Genomic DNA, 14,229 nt, shown 5'->3' on the forward strand with positions numbered 1-14,229 from the left:
GCCTGCTGTACCCGCATCACCCGTAGTAGCAAAAACCCCCGCTGGCGCGAGCCGGCGGGGGTTTTTGTTTATGGGGCGACAGTACCGGCCGAAGGGGCGCCGTCGCGGGAAAGGCTTACAGCTCCACCGTGTAGCACCAGTCGAAGGCCGGGTTCTCCAGTTCGCCGGTCTTGCGGCGGATATAGCCGCGCGGGTTGCACACCACGCGCGCATCTTCCAGGCGGTAGTCGAAGCCGGTATGCGTATGGCCGTGCACCCACAGGTCGGCCTGCGCGACCAGGTCCGGCCTGCGCGAGATGAATCCGGCGGAGACCAGGTCGTGGGAGAAGCGCGGGTCGAGGCTGCCGAGATCCGGCGCATGGTGAGTCACCACCACCGTCTTGCCGGCAAAGGGCGTGGCGAGTTGCTCTGCCAGCCAGGCGCTGGCCGCCTCGTGCCGCGCCAGGGCATCGGCCACGGTGAAGCGGCGGTGCTGGCCGTTGCCATCCGCCACCTCGATCAGGCGGTGGTCGACCATCACGCCGGCGCAGGCCAGCATCGACTCCTCGCGCCGGCCGGTGCCAAACAGCGCGTAGTCGGTCCACCAGGTGGTACCGATCACGCGCACCGGCTCGCCTGCCAGGTTGTCGAAACAAGCCACCGCGTCATTGAGCACGCGCACATGCGGCGCCGCCCCGGTGGCCTCCGCCATCTCCGCATCCACTTGCTCGAAGGCGCTCTCGTAGTACTCGTGATTGCCCGGCACATAGACCACCGGCCCCGAAAAGGTGCGCGCGGCCCAGTCGACGCCAGCGCGGCCGTTGGCGATATCGCCGGCCAGCACCACCAAGTCGGCGGGGCAGGCGGGTACGGATGTGGGGGCGTCGTGTTCGAGGTGCAGGTCGCTGAGGATGCGGATCTTCATGGGGTCTCCGTGCGAAATGCCGACGCGCCGACGGCAAGGGGCCTGCCTGTATTCTTCATGCGAGCGAAGACCTGGTCAAGCGTCATGGGCGCGTCGCACCGTTCGCCGCCCGCCGGCGGGCATGCTGGCTATTTGTGCCGCCAGMAAAAATGCCCGGACAAAGTCCGGGCAAGACTGGCTCCCTGGCATTGCACCGGGAGACAATCGAGGGAGCGACGTCCAGCCAGGCGAGGCAGCCAGCTCACTGGCCGGACATGGTCGGGAGCAAGACCCGATAAATCTGGATGAATGCGGGTCCAAGCAACACTAGCAGCAGAGTCGGGAAGATCATGAAGATCAAGGGGAACAATAGTTTCAGCGCAATCTTCGCGGCCTGTTCCTCAGCACGCATGCGGCGCTTGGTTCGCAGCATGTCGGACAGCACCCGCAGCGACTCCCCCAGGCTCGTGCCGAACCGGTCGGCCTGGTTCAGCATGGATGCGAATTTGTCCACGTCATCCACACCGGTGCGCAGTGCCAGGTTGGTCAGCGCCTTGTCCTTGGCGAAACCAGAGCGCAGTTCCAGCAGCATCAATTGCAGCTCGTCGGCAAGTACCGGGCAGCGCAGCGCGAGTTCATCCGCCACGCGCATCAACGCCGCGTCGAGCCCGAGCCCGGCCTCCACGCAAACCGTGAGCAGATCAATCACGTCCGGAAACTCCTCGAACACCGCGCGCTTGCGGTTATCCACCTTGCGCGATAGCACGGCATTGGGCAGGTAGTAACCAATCGCACCTAGTACTGCCAGGAGCGCTACGGTCTTGTACTGCCCCTGGAACGCCGGCATGCCGCTAACCGCTACCAACGCCAGCATGGGAAGCCCGATGGCCAGCACCGTCTTGGCGGCGAAGTAGAGATGCGGCGCAGCGCTGCTGCGCCAGCCTGCGTTCATGAAGCGCACGCGCATCTGCGAGCCTTCCCAACCCTCCTTGGGCAACGACAGGCGGGACACGGGCCTGGCCCACCGCACCAGGTTGTCGAGCCAGGCATTGTCCTGCCCCGTGCCGGCTCCCGTGGCCGTACCGACTATCTGCCCCAGCCTCTCGCGTGCCCGGCTTGGCGTGAATGTCAGCAGCAAACCGAACACCGCGCCGAACGCCGCCACGAAAATGAGAACCAGCATCAGGACCTGCTCTGTATGGACACCTTGCATGATCGCCTCCGGAATCGAGAATTCTGCCTACTTCTGGGTCGCGTACATTCAGACCCGGATACGGATGATCCGGCGCATCCAGACGACGCCGAGCGTCATTCCTCCCAGCGCCATCCCGACCATCTTGAGGCCTATCGGGTCTTGCCATAGGACTGTCATGAAATCCGGATTCACCACGAGAATCAGTCCCGCGGTGGCGAACGGGAGCAGGCCCAGTATCCAGGCCGATAGGCGCCCCTCTGCCGAGAGCACCTTGATCTTGTCGAACAGCTTCAGGCGTTCACGCACCAGGTTGCCGATCGTGTCGAGAATTTCGGCAAGGTTGCCGCCGCTCTCGCGCTGTATCAGTACCGCGATCACGAAGTAGCGCAAGTCGTTGATCGGCACTCGCATTGCCATGTTTGTCATTGCCTCGTCGAGAGCGACTCCGTAATTGATCTCCTCAAAGGTAGTCCGGAATTCGCGGCCCATCGGGTCTTTTACCTCCTGCCCCACCATCCCCAGCGCACCCGAGAAGGAGTGCCCCGCGCGTAGCGCGCGGCTGATCATGTCGACAGCATCGGGCAATTGCGTCTCCAGTTGCTTGAGGCGTTTATGCCGAAGTGCGATGACATGCCAGACAGGCAATGAGCCAACCAGCAACGCGCCTAGTACCACCAGTCCTGGTGGCACGGGCAGCAGCGGCACGAGCGCCAGCGTGCACAGCGCGACCAGCCCGCAATAGCCGAGTAGCTGCGCAACCGACCACGTGCTCCCGGATTGCTCGAGCCATCGGTCGAGCCCGCCGACGCGAGGCAGCATCAGCAGCCAGCGCTGCAGCAACGGCGTGTTGCTCAGCATGCGCCCCTTCAGGATCGACAGGGTCTCCGCGCTGACCTGCCCGCCGGCCGACAGCGATCGCAGCCTGGCCTCGATCCGCTTCGCCGCCGGGCCGTGGTAATTGTTCCACCAAAGGTAGGCGCCTTCGATGCAAAGCACCACCGCAGCGAACAACAAGATGATGAAGGCATAAAATATGAAGCTCATTTTCTTCTCCCCGCGTTCTCTGTGCCGCTGGCCGGTTCAGACGTCAAAGCGCTTTGCCGGGTCATAGGTTTCGTCGGGCAAGCCCACGCCGAACACGCGCAGGCGTTCGGCAAACTTCGGGTACACGCCTGTGGCTCGGAAGTGCCCGTTGACCGTGCCATCCTGGGCTACACCGGTACGCTGGAAGGTAAAGATCTCCTGCATGTTGATGATCTCGCCCTCCATGCCGGTGATCTCCTGGATGCTGACTATCTTCCTGCGCCCGTCAGTCAGCCGGGACGCCTGCACAATGACGGTGATTGCCGAGGATATCTGTTGCCGGATTGCCTTCGGTGGAAGATTGAGGCCGGCCATGCTGACCATGTTCTCCAGGCGCGTAAGCGCATCGCGCGGTGTATTGGCGTGGATGGTGGTCAGCGAACCCTCATGGCCGGTATTCATCGCATTGAGCATGTCCAGCGCCTCACCACCTCGCACCTCGCCCAGGATGATGCGGTCGGGGCGCATGCGCAGCGCGTTGCGTACCAGGGCGCGCTGCGTGATCTCACCCTTGCCTTCGATATTCGGTGGCCGCGTTTCCAGTCGCAGCACGTGCGGCTGGCGCAACTGGAGTTCCGCGGCATCCTCGATGGTGACGACACGCTCGCTCTCGGGAATGAAGCCCGACAGGATGTTCAGCAGCGTGGTCTTGCCGCTGCCGGTTCCGCCTGACACCAGCACGTTCACCTTGGCGTGCGCTAGCGCTTGCAGGAGCTGTGCCATCGGCGGCGTGAGGCTCTTGAGTTCGACCAGGTTGGCTACCTGCAGGGGATTGACGGCGAACCGCCGGATCGATAGCAAGGGACCATCGATGGCGGAGGGGGGAATGATCGCATTGACGCGCGAGCCGTCCGGCAGCCGCGCGTCCACCATCGGACTGGTTTCGTCAATGCGCCGGCCGACCCGCGAAACGATCTTCTCGATGACTTTCATCAGGTGTGCATCATCGTAGAAGGTGACATCCGTGAGTTCCAGCTTGCCGCGCCGCTCCACGAAGGTCTGTTTCGCCGTGTTGACCAGGATGTCGGAAACCGTAGGGTCTTGCAGCAGTGGCTCAAGCGGCCCGAAGCCGAACATCTCGTCGTAGACCTCCGAGGTGAGCAGCCTGCGCTCGGCGTCATTGAGCAGGATCTTCTCTTCCTCGATGATGCTGCTCACCAGCATGTTGATTTCCTGCCGGACCTGCTCCTGGGGGAAGCGTGCCAGCCGTTCGAGCTCCACACGATCCAGCACCGTCTCATGGATGGTCCGCTTGAACGAGCGGTAGTTCGCCGGGGTCGGCGGGAACTGGATTGCCCCATGGCCATTGGCGATGAAGGCAGGCTGGCTGGGGCTCGACAGTTGATCGCGGATTGACATGATGATCTCCGGTAAGGGAATCAGGAACTCGGTGGCTCAGGTTGCGCGCGTGCGCAGCATCAGCTTGCGCAACGGCGACACGCTGTCTTGTTGCGCACGGCGCTCGGCTCCGGTTGCGGCAACGAACTGCGTACCCAATGCCAGGATCGCCTTGGCGATGGCGCTGCGTTTGTGGGATTTTGCGACCGGCTCTCCGTGGCTGATTGCCTCGTCGACCGCCGAGGAATCGTCGGGCAGCGCGTGGAAGATCCTCATGCCAAACACGTCACCCAGGGCCGAGCGGGCCAGCGCATTGCGGCGGCCCTCGCGATTGAGCAAGATGTGGACCTTGTCGGCCGAGTAGTGCAGGGCGCGCAGGATATCAAGCAGGCGGCGTCCCGGGCGTGCAAAGGCGATGGTTGGTTCGACGACGACGCAGATGCGATCGCTGCGATCCAGCAGGCCGATGGACAGAGGGTCGAGCGCCTGTCCGATGTCCACGATCACAAAGTCGTAGACCGGCTGGACCACTGAGAGTATCCACTCGAGTTTCTCTTTCTGAATCTGGCTTGCCTTGATCGGGTCGGTGGCCCCGGCCAGGATGTCGAAATTGCTCTCGACATGCGTCAGGCAGGCATCCAGGAACGCCGCATCCATCCGCTCGATCTGACTGCAGATCTCCGGGAGGGTGGAGGGCGGCGGCTTGTCGCTGACAAGGTAGGTCAGGTCTCCGAACTGCCGGTTCAGGTCGATTACCAGGACGCGCTTTCCCAACTGGGCGCCAAGCGCATACCCGAGATTGCTGGCGAGGAAGCTGGTGCCCGCACCGCCCTTGCATGAAATGAACGAGATCACTTGCGCCATCTCGCGATTCCTGGGCACATGGCTGGCCTCCACCCGCCGCAACGCTTCCGCCAGTTGCGTCCTGTCCAGCGGCCACGCGAGGACGTCGCGCACACCTGCGCGCAGGGCCTTGATCAGGCAGTCGGAGCTCGGGTTGGGCGTGACAAGAATGCAAGGCAGTTCGGGGTGCTGCTCGCGCAAGGCTTCGATGCTATGCATCTGCGATGCCCCGACGACGGCTTGCTCGATGATGAGGAGATCCGCCAGCTGCATCTGGCTGCCATGGAACGGAAAGCGGGCCGGTCCTTCCAGGAGCGACATGGTCTGGAAGTTCCCGATCCCTGCGCTCAGGCGGGAAATCTCGTCAAGTTTTTGGGCATCTTCCGATGCGATCAGGATCTTCAACATGGTGCGTTCTCCAATCTCGGGCAATCTAGCTGCAAACCGATCCACCGCTTGACGAGTTCATGCTCTCTCGGGACAGCGTGGATGTGAAGGGTGGCATGGTCAGCGTGATCGGAAGCAAGGGGATGAACGTGCGTACCGAGACGTTGGATATGCTGACGGTTGCGCTCTGGCAGGTGCCCCGCGCGGTGACCACATCGGAGTCGCATCCAGTTGGCAGATAGTTGAGCTGGATGTTGGAGGCGCTGAGCAGTGGCAACAGTGAGCGCATCTTGGTCTTGATGATCGCGTCGTCGGCGTCGCAGACGATGGCCATGCGCGCGCCAAGCCGTGTTGCCTCGGCTGCGGTGTTCCAGTAAAACAGCACGCGGGAGAACTCCACGATGCCAATCAGCAGGGGGAAGAAGATGCCGGCTATCAAGGCGAACTCGACAGCAGTCGCGCCGCGCTGCCGCGCAGGCCGGAGGAAGTGGGTTCGCGTTTTCATAGTACCTGCCTCATGACGGTAGCGATGTCGGTGAAGGTCAATCCGCTTGCATTGATGAAGGTCTGGATGGGCGAGTACGTATATCCGGTGATTTTTACCGTGACGAGGTTGATCGTGCCGGCCGGCGTGCCAGTGCCCGTACTGTTGTCGTAGGTGCTCACGTTGGCGAATGACATGCCGGGGCAGCCTGATGCGTCGACCCTATCGCAGATCACTACCATCGATGTAGTGAGGCCGGTCGAGAGCGCTGAGCCCGAGCAGCTGGTATTGCCGTAGACGGCCAGGCATTTCGCCGGCCCCGTCGGATAGCTGATATCCAGCGGAGAGAACTGCGACAGGTAGCGGGCGGCGGAGCGCGTGCCTTTGGTCAGGGTGTCGAACTGGTAGATGGCACGCCCGAATTCCGCCACGCCACAGACCATCAGCAGCATGGGGACCAGGAGAATGCCGAACTCGACGGCCGCCACGCCGCGATGGCGCGCCAGGAGCATTTTTCTTGTCTTCATGATCTCCTCCTATTGCACGAGAACCGGCACTAGCGGCCCTACGCCAGTACCTGCGCCAGGGATGCCTTGCGTCGCGCAGGGGCTGCCTGGCGCGCTTGAGTCGCYCCGGTACTCGAGCCGCACGGAGTCGATGTTTCCGCCGGTTTGCATAGGCTCGATCATCAGCAGGCAGGCCCAGCTTATTACCGGTGCGCTATGGTTGCCGGGGTTGGCGAAACCGGAGCAGTCCACAATCGGTGCGAGCACGAGGCGACGATCCGCGCCGCTCTGGTACGAAGCGGCGGGGGCGGCATTGCCCTGTGTGCTCAGCCCGGTAACGGAGTCGCCCTGATAGGCACGATAGGCCTTGCGCGCGGCAAGGAAGTTCGGCTGGGTCTTGCCCGATGTATCCACGGAGCTGCCGTCGTAAGCGCTGCTCTTTGCCGTCCAGGTGGTGTCGTTGTATGTGAATCCCGTAAAGTCGGTCACGCCTAGTACTTTCGAGCCTTTGACGATGCCGAAGCGGCTGTTCCAGTCATCCGCCAGTGATGCCTTGTTGCCGGCAGATCCAATCAATGTCCCTTGGGCAGGCAGGTTGCACTGTCCCGCGCCGTCAAGTTGCTTCGCAATCTGGCTGGCACTGTTGCCTCCGCCCAGGTCCGCCCAGCCAAAGTTGCCACCTCCGTAGGTACCCTTGTTGCTGGAGTCGAGCTTGGTCACCAGCCACTGCCCGGTGGTGTAGGGGGACTGTGGCGGGCTGATGGTGCTGGGTTTGCAGACAAAGACGGGGATGGCGCAGGTCGTCTGCGCCGAGCCGGTGGTTGCCACCGCGAACGAGGCGACGGTTGTGGGCCCGATACTCACGCCCGGCAGGAAGTTGAGCACCTGGGCGAACCAGTTGGCAATGCCGGCGCGGCTGACAGAGCATTTGACGTACTTGATGCTGGCGAGCGGGTAGCTGACGCTGTTCTTGTCCAGGAAGGGGTCGGCCAATGCGTCGCTGTATGTCACGCTTTGGTTGGCGACAAGCTGTACCGACTCGCTCTGGAACAATGCCATGTTACGAAGGCCGGCGGTAATTCCCGCCGCTTCCGAGACGGTGAGCGGTGTCGCTCCCGTCAGGTCGCGAGCGGCAGCCAGCGCGCAGGCATCCGCGCCGTTCTGCAGTTCGCTCTTGGCGACGTAGAGTTTGCCCAGGTCGAGCGCCAGGCCGAGGAAGCCCACCAGCATGACCAGTGCGATCGCAACGATGATCGCTACCGCCCCGCGCTGCCGGGCGCGATGGCTCGACAGCGCGGTTCTGCGAAGCATTGATTTGGACATGATGAGTCTCCCCGAGCAAACCGATTTCAGCGCGTTCCCGCACCGCCCGCCATGCCGACGCCGCCGTAGCCCCCCGCACCGAAATCCATGCCACCTGCAGCGCCGGTGCCGGCGGGGCGCAGGCGTATCAGCGACCGCTCGTAGTTGGTCATTGCGGCCACGGCGGTCTTGCCATCGGTGCCCGTCAGCGATGGCAGTCCAGCGGGCGCGTCGGGGTTGATGATCTGGGAGCGCGTCACGGTGGTAACGGCCTCGCCAAAATGCTTGTCCCAGTTTGGCGTCGAAGTCATGCAGGCGGACAGGGTCAGATTGCCAAGCACTGCCAGCGTGACAGCGGCGCGGCGCGCGTACTTCAGGTTCTTGTTCATGGTGGTTCTCCTCGTGGACGGACGCTTCGGCAGCTCAGTTGGCGCTTGGTGTTTCGGCCGGGCGGGCTTTGTCCGGCGCCAGGCCGCCGGGGCTGGCAGTGGTAGCGGCGCGCGCCTGCGCCAGCCGTGCCGCGGTGGCTTCGATGCGCGCGATGCGCGCCGCGGCAGCGTCTGCCGGCGGAACGCCCGCAGCGCTCGCCCGGGGCGCGGGCGGGGAGATGACGGGCACATCATCCAGCGGCTTGGCTGCCGGAACCATGCTCAGCGGAGCCTTTGGTGCCTGCGGAGCGGGCGCTGCCGGGACCGCTGCCGGCGCGGGAGCTGCCGGGGCTGGCTGCGAGGGCGTCGGGCTCGGTGCGTCAGTCTTCTTGCCGGAGCCTTCCATATTGCCCATCAGGTAGAGCGCGAGCGGGTTCGGTGTCGAGAAGCTGTCGGTTGGCAGCGGATAGGATGCGCTTTGCATGGGTTGGACCAGATGCGGGGTGATGATGAACACGAGCTCGGTCAGGTCCTGCTGGAAAGACGTGCTGCGAAACAGCGTGCCCAGCACGGGAACCTCGCCGGCGCCCGGCAATGCCTTTAGCGAGCCGCGTGCGCTGTTCTGCAGCAGGCCGCCAATGGCAAAGCTCTCTCCATCCCGCATCTGCACGGTAGTGGAAGCGCGGCGGGTGGTGATCAAAGGCAGGATGGTCTGGCCCGTCAGGCTGCTGCCGCTGACCGTGGCGCCGGTGGGCGAGAGCTCGGAGACCTCGGGCGCCACCCTGAGATTGATGTGCCCATTTGCCAGTACGGTCGGCGTGAACTTCAGGCCAACGCCAAACTCCTCCTGTTGCAGGGTGATGGTGGATGCACCACCGAGGGCATTGCTTTGCGCCACCGGGATATAGATCTTGCCGCCGGCGAGGAAGCTCGCTTCCTGGCCGCTGATGGTGACCAGGTTCGGCTCGGCCAGGATCTTCACCAGACTGTCATTCTTCTGCGCATCGACGGCCACGTTGAAGGGCCGGTTGTTCGCCTTGTTGGCGAAGATGGCGCCCGACGCGCCGCTCAGCAGCGAGGTCACCAGGCCACCGCTCCAGGAGCCGAAGCCGCCCTGGAGGTTGACCGCCGAGCCGAGCTGATTCAGCAACGTCTTCGACACTTCGGCCACCTTGACCTCGAGCATGACCTGCTGTGGCGTGTCAACAGACAGCATGTTGAGGACGCCGCCTTTCTTGTTGCCCTCGCCCTGCGCCGCCGCGGCGTACGCATAGGCGATCTCCATGGCCTGTTGCGCGGCCTGCGCGTTCGAAACGCTGCCTGAGAGCACCAGGTTGTCAGCGGCCGTCAGCACGCGGATCTGCGATTCGCCGGGCATCAGTTGCGCCAGCGAGGTCTGGAGCCCGCCGGCGTCTGCGTTGACCACCACGTTGATGATGCTGCAGCCGCCACTGCGTCCTTGCACGATCATGTTCGTGGTGCCGACGCTGCGGCCAAGCACGTAGAGGGTTTGCGGCGACACCATGGTGGCCTGGACTACATTCGGGTTCCCGAGCGTGCGGTTGCGTACCGGCTCTGGCAGGGGGATCAGTGATGACTTGCCGACCGGCACGATGATATTGCTCTCGTTGCGGATCGCGCCGGTGCAGTTCGGCCCACGGCTGTCCGCGGGCACGGCGGCAGCCGGCGCGGGCGCCATGCTGATGGTCATCTGCACCGGGCCGCCGGCAGGCGTGCCCATGGCTGCCTTGGCAGGCGCCGCGGTGGTGGATTTGGCGATGGCGCCAGCTTCGACCGCCACCTGGGCAGCGGCGGCCAACGGTACGCACAAGATTGCGCCTGCGACGCTCGCGAGCGCAATGGCTCGGGCACCACTCAGGACTTCCGTATTGACGTTGTTCATTTCGTATCTCCCCCCGGAGAGGCTGTACATCGCGCCTAGAGTTGCCAAATAGAATCTGGCTGGGCGGCCACCCTGGCCATCAGAAACATTCGAGACTGCCCTGGATGCCGGCTAGCACACCGATGCAATGGCCCGGCCTGGCCGGTGTCGCTACGAGCGGGCGCGGTCTTGCCGGCGCGTGCGGCGCATTGACCGTGACCACCTTGACGGGCTGTTCCGTCGGCGGCGTGCCGAGCAACGTGATCTTGGTGGCACCACCGGTGCTGACCGCGGCGACGTCGACCTGGTTGCGCAGGACGAGCGACAGGGTGCCCACACTGCGGGCGACGTCAAGCTTTTCTGCCTGCTCGGGCGTGACTTCGAGCGTGACGGCATTGACGACTTTCGGCTGGGTGTCGTCGCGGCTGACTTGCTGGGCTACCGCCAGCACCAGGATCTTTTCCAGCACGATCTTGGAGATGCTGCCGTTGCCCGCGCCCTTGGCCTCGGTCTCGTTGGTGTTGACAATCACGTCGACGTGATTGCCTGGCAAGGCAAAGCCCGCCACCCCGACCACATCATTGACGCGTACGGTGATGGCGCGCCTGCCCTGGCCAATCACGGCAGAGAGCCCACCTTTGGTGCCCAGCGGAGCGAGCTTGGCGTCGAGAATCGGCTCTCCGCGTTGGACGCTGGTGCGAACCACGCGTCCCTCGAGGGATTTGATGTCCTCAAACGCGCCAGGCGGCACGCTTCCCGCTGGCCAGCTCACCAGGCTCAGTTGCGCATTGGTGAGCGGTTGTCCGAGATTCAGGTCGCTGGTTGCCACTACGACTTGTTTGAGAGAACTGGAAGATTGCTGCACCAGCCATCGCGAGGCGGAGACGACCGCCGCGACTCCCGCGACCAGGGCGATGAACAGCATCAGAATTGCTCGAGCGTTTTTCATGATGACTCCCCTTACCGTTGTTCGTTAGACAGCATGCCGGCACTCAGCTGGCGGCCTGAGGCGCAGCCTGCCATGCGATCCCCATGCCGGAGGGACGCGTGGATTCGGGTACTGCCTGCGCACCGAAATAGCACTTCCAGGCGACGCGCAGCGCGTCCTGCGTCACCTGCGGCGGACCGCGGTGGTAGAGCACGCTGGACGCCACCAGCACGAGCAGGTCACGTGGAATGCAGGCCAGGAGCGGTGTCCTGCTGGGGAAGTGCAGCCCTTCCAGCAGGAAGTCGAATGCGGCTTCGGTGCTTTCCAGTCCGACGTCGCTGGCGGCGCGCAGGTACACCTCGCGGTAGTCATCGCTCGACAAGGGGCCGATGAAGAGCTTGCTGCCGAGCCGCCGCAGGAATGCCTCGTCGCCCAGCTGCTGGGGATCCAGGTTCGTTGAGAACACCGGCCACACATCGAACGGCACCGTGAATCGCACGCCGGTCTGCAGCGAGAACATGTCGACGCCGCGGTCCAGGGGCACAATCCAGCGGTTGAGCAATTCGCTCACACCTACCAGTTGGCGCCCAAGGTCATCGATGATGTAGATGCCATTGTTGGCTTTCATATGCGGTGGCGCCTGGTAGAAGCCCGACATGGCGTCGTAGCGCAGGTCCAGCATGGACAGCGTCAACTCGCCCCCAGACAATACGGCGGGGCGGTGGCAGATGATCCAGCGGCGATCCGTCGAGCGCTGCTGCAGCGGTGCGACGGCGGTATCGAACGGGACATGCACGAGCGGGTCAAAGACCTGGATGATCTCGCCGGCGACGGTAATCGCGTGCGGTACCGGCACAGCACCTGGCAGGAGCTTGCCAAGGCGCTGTGCCAGGTAAGTCTTGCCGCTGCCGGCGGGGCCATACAGCATCAGCGCCCGGCCGGTATTGACTGCCATGCCCACCTCGTCGAGCAGGTGAGACGGGACGACCATGTCGCCGAAGGCAGCAGTCATATCTTCCCTGGATGCCGATGCCTGGCGCACGGAGTGACGCTGGACGGCGGCGAGATACGCGTCGAGGGTGACCGGTGCTGCGCCGACATAGCTGCTGCGCGCAACCAGTTCGGCGGCCCTGGCATACCCCGTATCGGTCAGGCGGAAGCGTACGTCAAGGTCGCTTGCGCCGCGGTGCGCCACCTCCAGCATGCGCTCTTGCACGGCGATGCTGGCGATCTCGTGGGTCACCATGGCGGGCAACTTGAGGGTGTCGGCCAACTGGGCAAGCATGGCGCTGCGATGCAGGTAGGCCGCCTTCATCAATAGTCCCACCAGCAGCGTGACGTCGATGCCGGTATCGGCGACCGTCCTGGGCGCGGGATGCCACGGACGCACTTGTTCGCGCCCGTGGTCGTCCGGGTTGTCGGCTTCGAGGCCTCGCGTGGGTGCCCGCTGCGCAGTTCCCGATGTGTTGTGTTCGATCATTGCTCCCCCCGTCTATTGGCTGGTGCGGCCCTGCAAGCTCGATTTCCGCTTCTTGTTCAGTTTCTGGTTCAGGTGAATCACGGCGAATGGCTGTCGTCACACGGAGGCGAACAGCACGCCGATCGTGCCGGCGGCAATGGCCACGCCGTAGGGCAGCGACCCAACCGACCACGACGATCCGTTGCTGGCACCGCTGTCCTGGGTGAGCGCAGGCCTGACCCGACCGAACGACGTCAGCATCAAGGCAAGGTTGTGGCGCAGCTGACCAAGGCGGCCACGCCACAACGTCAGTGCCAGCGCCCACACCCCACCAGCCACGAAGGTAGCCAGCGCAATCTCGAACGCCATCGGCGCGCCCAGCCAGGCACCCACCGCGGCCATTAATTTGACGTCGCCGGCTGCCATGCCGCGCAGAAGGTAGAGGGGCAGGAACAGGGCGAATCCGGTGAGCCAGCCACTTGCCCAGGCCAGGGCTCCGGCGCCCCAGCCGTGCATGACGATCTGCACAGGCAGCGCGAGCAGCCACGCCCCGAAGGTCAGCCAGTTGGGAATGCGACGGTGCTGCGCATCGATGGCCGCTGCGGTCAGCACCAGCACGATCACCAATGGACCGACGTAATGCGGTAAGGCGGACTGGGCTAGCATGATGTTCCCTCTACTTTTTTTGTTCTGTCTATGCCGGCCCGTTATTCGGACCTGGCATTCCTGCTCAAGCAGTGACTGCGGAAGCGATCTTCTGGTAAAGGTCAAACACGCTGGTGCCAACCGACGTGACCGAGAGGAGTATGGCAACGGCGATCAGGACACCCAGCAACGCGTACTCGATGGAAGTCACCCCGGATTGATCACGATGCAGTTCCCTGAACATTCGTCTTAGCTTTGGCATGGTGTCCGCCGTGTCGTCGTGGATCGTTGGATTGGGCAGGATGGCTCGTGTCGTGAAGCCCCCTTTCCATCGTGTGCCATCGTGATTCCGCCTTGGCCGAGGCGGGGTGCGGACGGGCTGAAGAGCCCGTCCGCATCGCTTTAGCCGTTAGCCGACGTGAGCGAAGTGCCAATCTTGTTGAAGGTGGTCGCGAGCTGCGTGCCGACGATCGTGACCGCACCAATGATCACGACGGCGATCAGTGCTGCGATCAGGCCGTACTCAATGGCGGTGACGCCATCTTCATCGTTGGCGAAGCGCTTGATGTTGTTGATCAGGGTATTCATGGCAATCTCCTTCGGTGTTGGGAAAAAACTTGATGCAATGAAAATCAACTACGGGCGAGGGTTGTTCGTTGCGGAGGGCCGCAGATTGCGAAGGCGTGGAACGGCCACTTGCCACCCTTGTGTTCGCGACAATGCCGAGAGATGACGGCGCTATGCGTGGCAGCAATCCGGATCCCGTCCAGCATGCCCTTCACCAGCGCCTGCGAGGGTAGTCCTGGCAGGCGATTCGGTGCGCCGTCCCTCCAGATAGTCCTTGCGGCCTCCAGATAGACAGCGGGCATGGCGTGTTGTCGGTCAGCAGTCATGGCGTAAGTTCATTTAGCTGATTCGTTGTCGGG

Annotated in this window: 15 protein-coding genes; all 15 read right to left on the minus strand. The window is 63.6% G+C overall.

The window, feature by feature from the left end; all coding sequences use genetic code 11:
* Window positions 1-115 precede the first annotated feature (115 nt).
* The 15 genes from AC1DQR_RS32180 to AC1DQR_RS32250 all read right to left on the minus strand — a co-directional run bounded on the left by AC1DQR_RS32180 (window position 116) and on the right by AC1DQR_RS32250 (window position 13,891).
* Window positions 116-904, minus strand: coding sequence for a metallophosphoesterase (locus AC1DQR_RS32180; RefSeq protein WP_477134451.1), 789 nt, complete (start codon window positions 902-904; stop codon window positions 116-118).
* Between the two features lie 241 nt (window positions 905-1,145).
* The gene (locus AC1DQR_RS32185; RefSeq protein WP_416047788.1) at window positions 1,146-2,066 is read right to left on the minus strand and encodes a type II secretion system F family protein; all 921 of its coding nucleotides are present in this window, start codon (window positions 2,064-2,066) and stop codon (window positions 1,146-1,148) included.
* 78 nt (window positions 2,067-2,144) lie between these two features.
* Window positions 2,145-3,122, minus strand: coding sequence for a type II secretion system F family protein (locus AC1DQR_RS32190; RefSeq protein ID WP_416047789.1), 978 nt, complete (start codon window positions 3,120-3,122; stop codon window positions 2,145-2,147).
* Between the two features lie 36 nt (window positions 3,123-3,158).
* Window positions 3,159-4,520: a TadA family conjugal transfer-associated ATPase gene (locus AC1DQR_RS32195; RefSeq protein ID WP_416047790.1), complete on the minus strand. Its 1,362-nt coding sequence runs from the start codon at window positions 4,518-4,520 to the stop codon at window positions 3,159-3,161.
* 36 nt (window positions 4,521-4,556) lie between these two features.
* On the minus strand, window positions 4,557-5,750 hold the full coding sequence (locus tag AC1DQR_RS32200; protein ID WP_416047791.1) for a CpaE/TadZ family protein: 1,194 nt from the start codon (window positions 5,748-5,750) through the stop codon (window positions 4,557-4,559).
* A 25-nt stretch (window positions 5,751-5,775) separates the two neighbouring features.
* Complete coding sequence (locus tag AC1DQR_RS32205; RefSeq protein ID WP_416047792.1) at window positions 5,776-6,234, minus strand: TadE/TadG family type IV pilus assembly protein; 459 nt, start codon at window positions 6,232-6,234, stop codon at window positions 5,776-5,778.
* On the minus strand, window positions 6,231-6,740 hold the full coding sequence (locus tag AC1DQR_RS32210; RefSeq protein WP_416047793.1) for a TadE/TadG family type IV pilus assembly protein: 510 nt from the start codon (window positions 6,738-6,740) through the stop codon (window positions 6,231-6,233). Before AC1DQR_RS32210 ends, AC1DQR_RS32205 begins: the two co-directional genes overlap by 4 nt.
* Window positions 6,741-6,749: 9 nt before the next feature.
* On the minus strand, window positions 6,750-8,042 hold the full coding sequence (locus AC1DQR_RS32215) for a pilus assembly protein TadG-related protein (RefSeq protein ID WP_477134452.1): 1,293 nt from the start codon (window positions 8,040-8,042) through the stop codon (window positions 6,750-6,752).
* Window positions 8,043-8,068: 26 nt separating this feature from the next.
* Window positions 8,069-8,410 (minus strand): hypothetical protein, encoded by a 342-nt coding sequence (locus tag AC1DQR_RS32220; protein WP_416047795.1) that lies wholly within the window; start codon window positions 8,408-8,410, stop codon window positions 8,069-8,071.
* Window positions 8,411-8,444: 34 nt separating this feature from the next.
* Window positions 8,445-10,292: a type II and III secretion system protein family protein gene (locus tag AC1DQR_RS32225; RefSeq protein WP_416047796.1), complete on the minus strand. Its 1,848-nt coding sequence runs from the start codon at window positions 10,290-10,292 to the stop codon at window positions 8,445-8,447.
* 79 nt (window positions 10,293-10,371) lie between these two features.
* Window positions 10,372-11,220: a Flp pilus assembly protein CpaB gene (gene cpaB, locus AC1DQR_RS32230; protein WP_416047797.1), complete on the minus strand. Its 849-nt coding sequence runs from the start codon at window positions 11,218-11,220 to the stop codon at window positions 10,372-10,374.
* A gap of 43 nt (window positions 11,221-11,263) precedes the next feature.
* The gene (locus AC1DQR_RS32235) at window positions 11,264-12,679 is read right to left on the minus strand and encodes an ATP-binding protein (RefSeq protein WP_416047798.1); all 1,416 of its coding nucleotides are present in this window, start codon (window positions 12,677-12,679) and stop codon (window positions 11,264-11,266) included.
* A 96-nt stretch (window positions 12,680-12,775) separates the two neighbouring features.
* Window positions 12,776-13,324 (minus strand): A24 family peptidase, encoded by a 549-nt coding sequence (locus tag AC1DQR_RS32240; RefSeq protein WP_416047799.1) that lies wholly within the window; start codon window positions 13,322-13,324, stop codon window positions 12,776-12,778.
* Between the two features lie 64 nt (window positions 13,325-13,388).
* Window positions 13,389-13,565: a Flp family type IVb pilin gene (locus tag AC1DQR_RS32245; protein ID WP_477134453.1), complete on the minus strand. Its 177-nt coding sequence runs from the start codon at window positions 13,563-13,565 to the stop codon at window positions 13,389-13,391.
* A 140-nt stretch (window positions 13,566-13,705) separates the two neighbouring features.
* Window positions 13,706-13,891 carry a Flp family type IVb pilin gene (locus tag AC1DQR_RS32250; RefSeq protein WP_043344388.1) on the minus strand — a complete coding sequence of 62 codons (186 nt, stop codon included), beginning with the start codon at window positions 13,889-13,891 and terminating at the stop codon, window positions 13,706-13,708.
* Window positions 13,892-14,229 lie beyond the last annotated feature (338 nt).

This window comes from Cupriavidus sp. 05L411 (genome assembly GCF_056398045.1).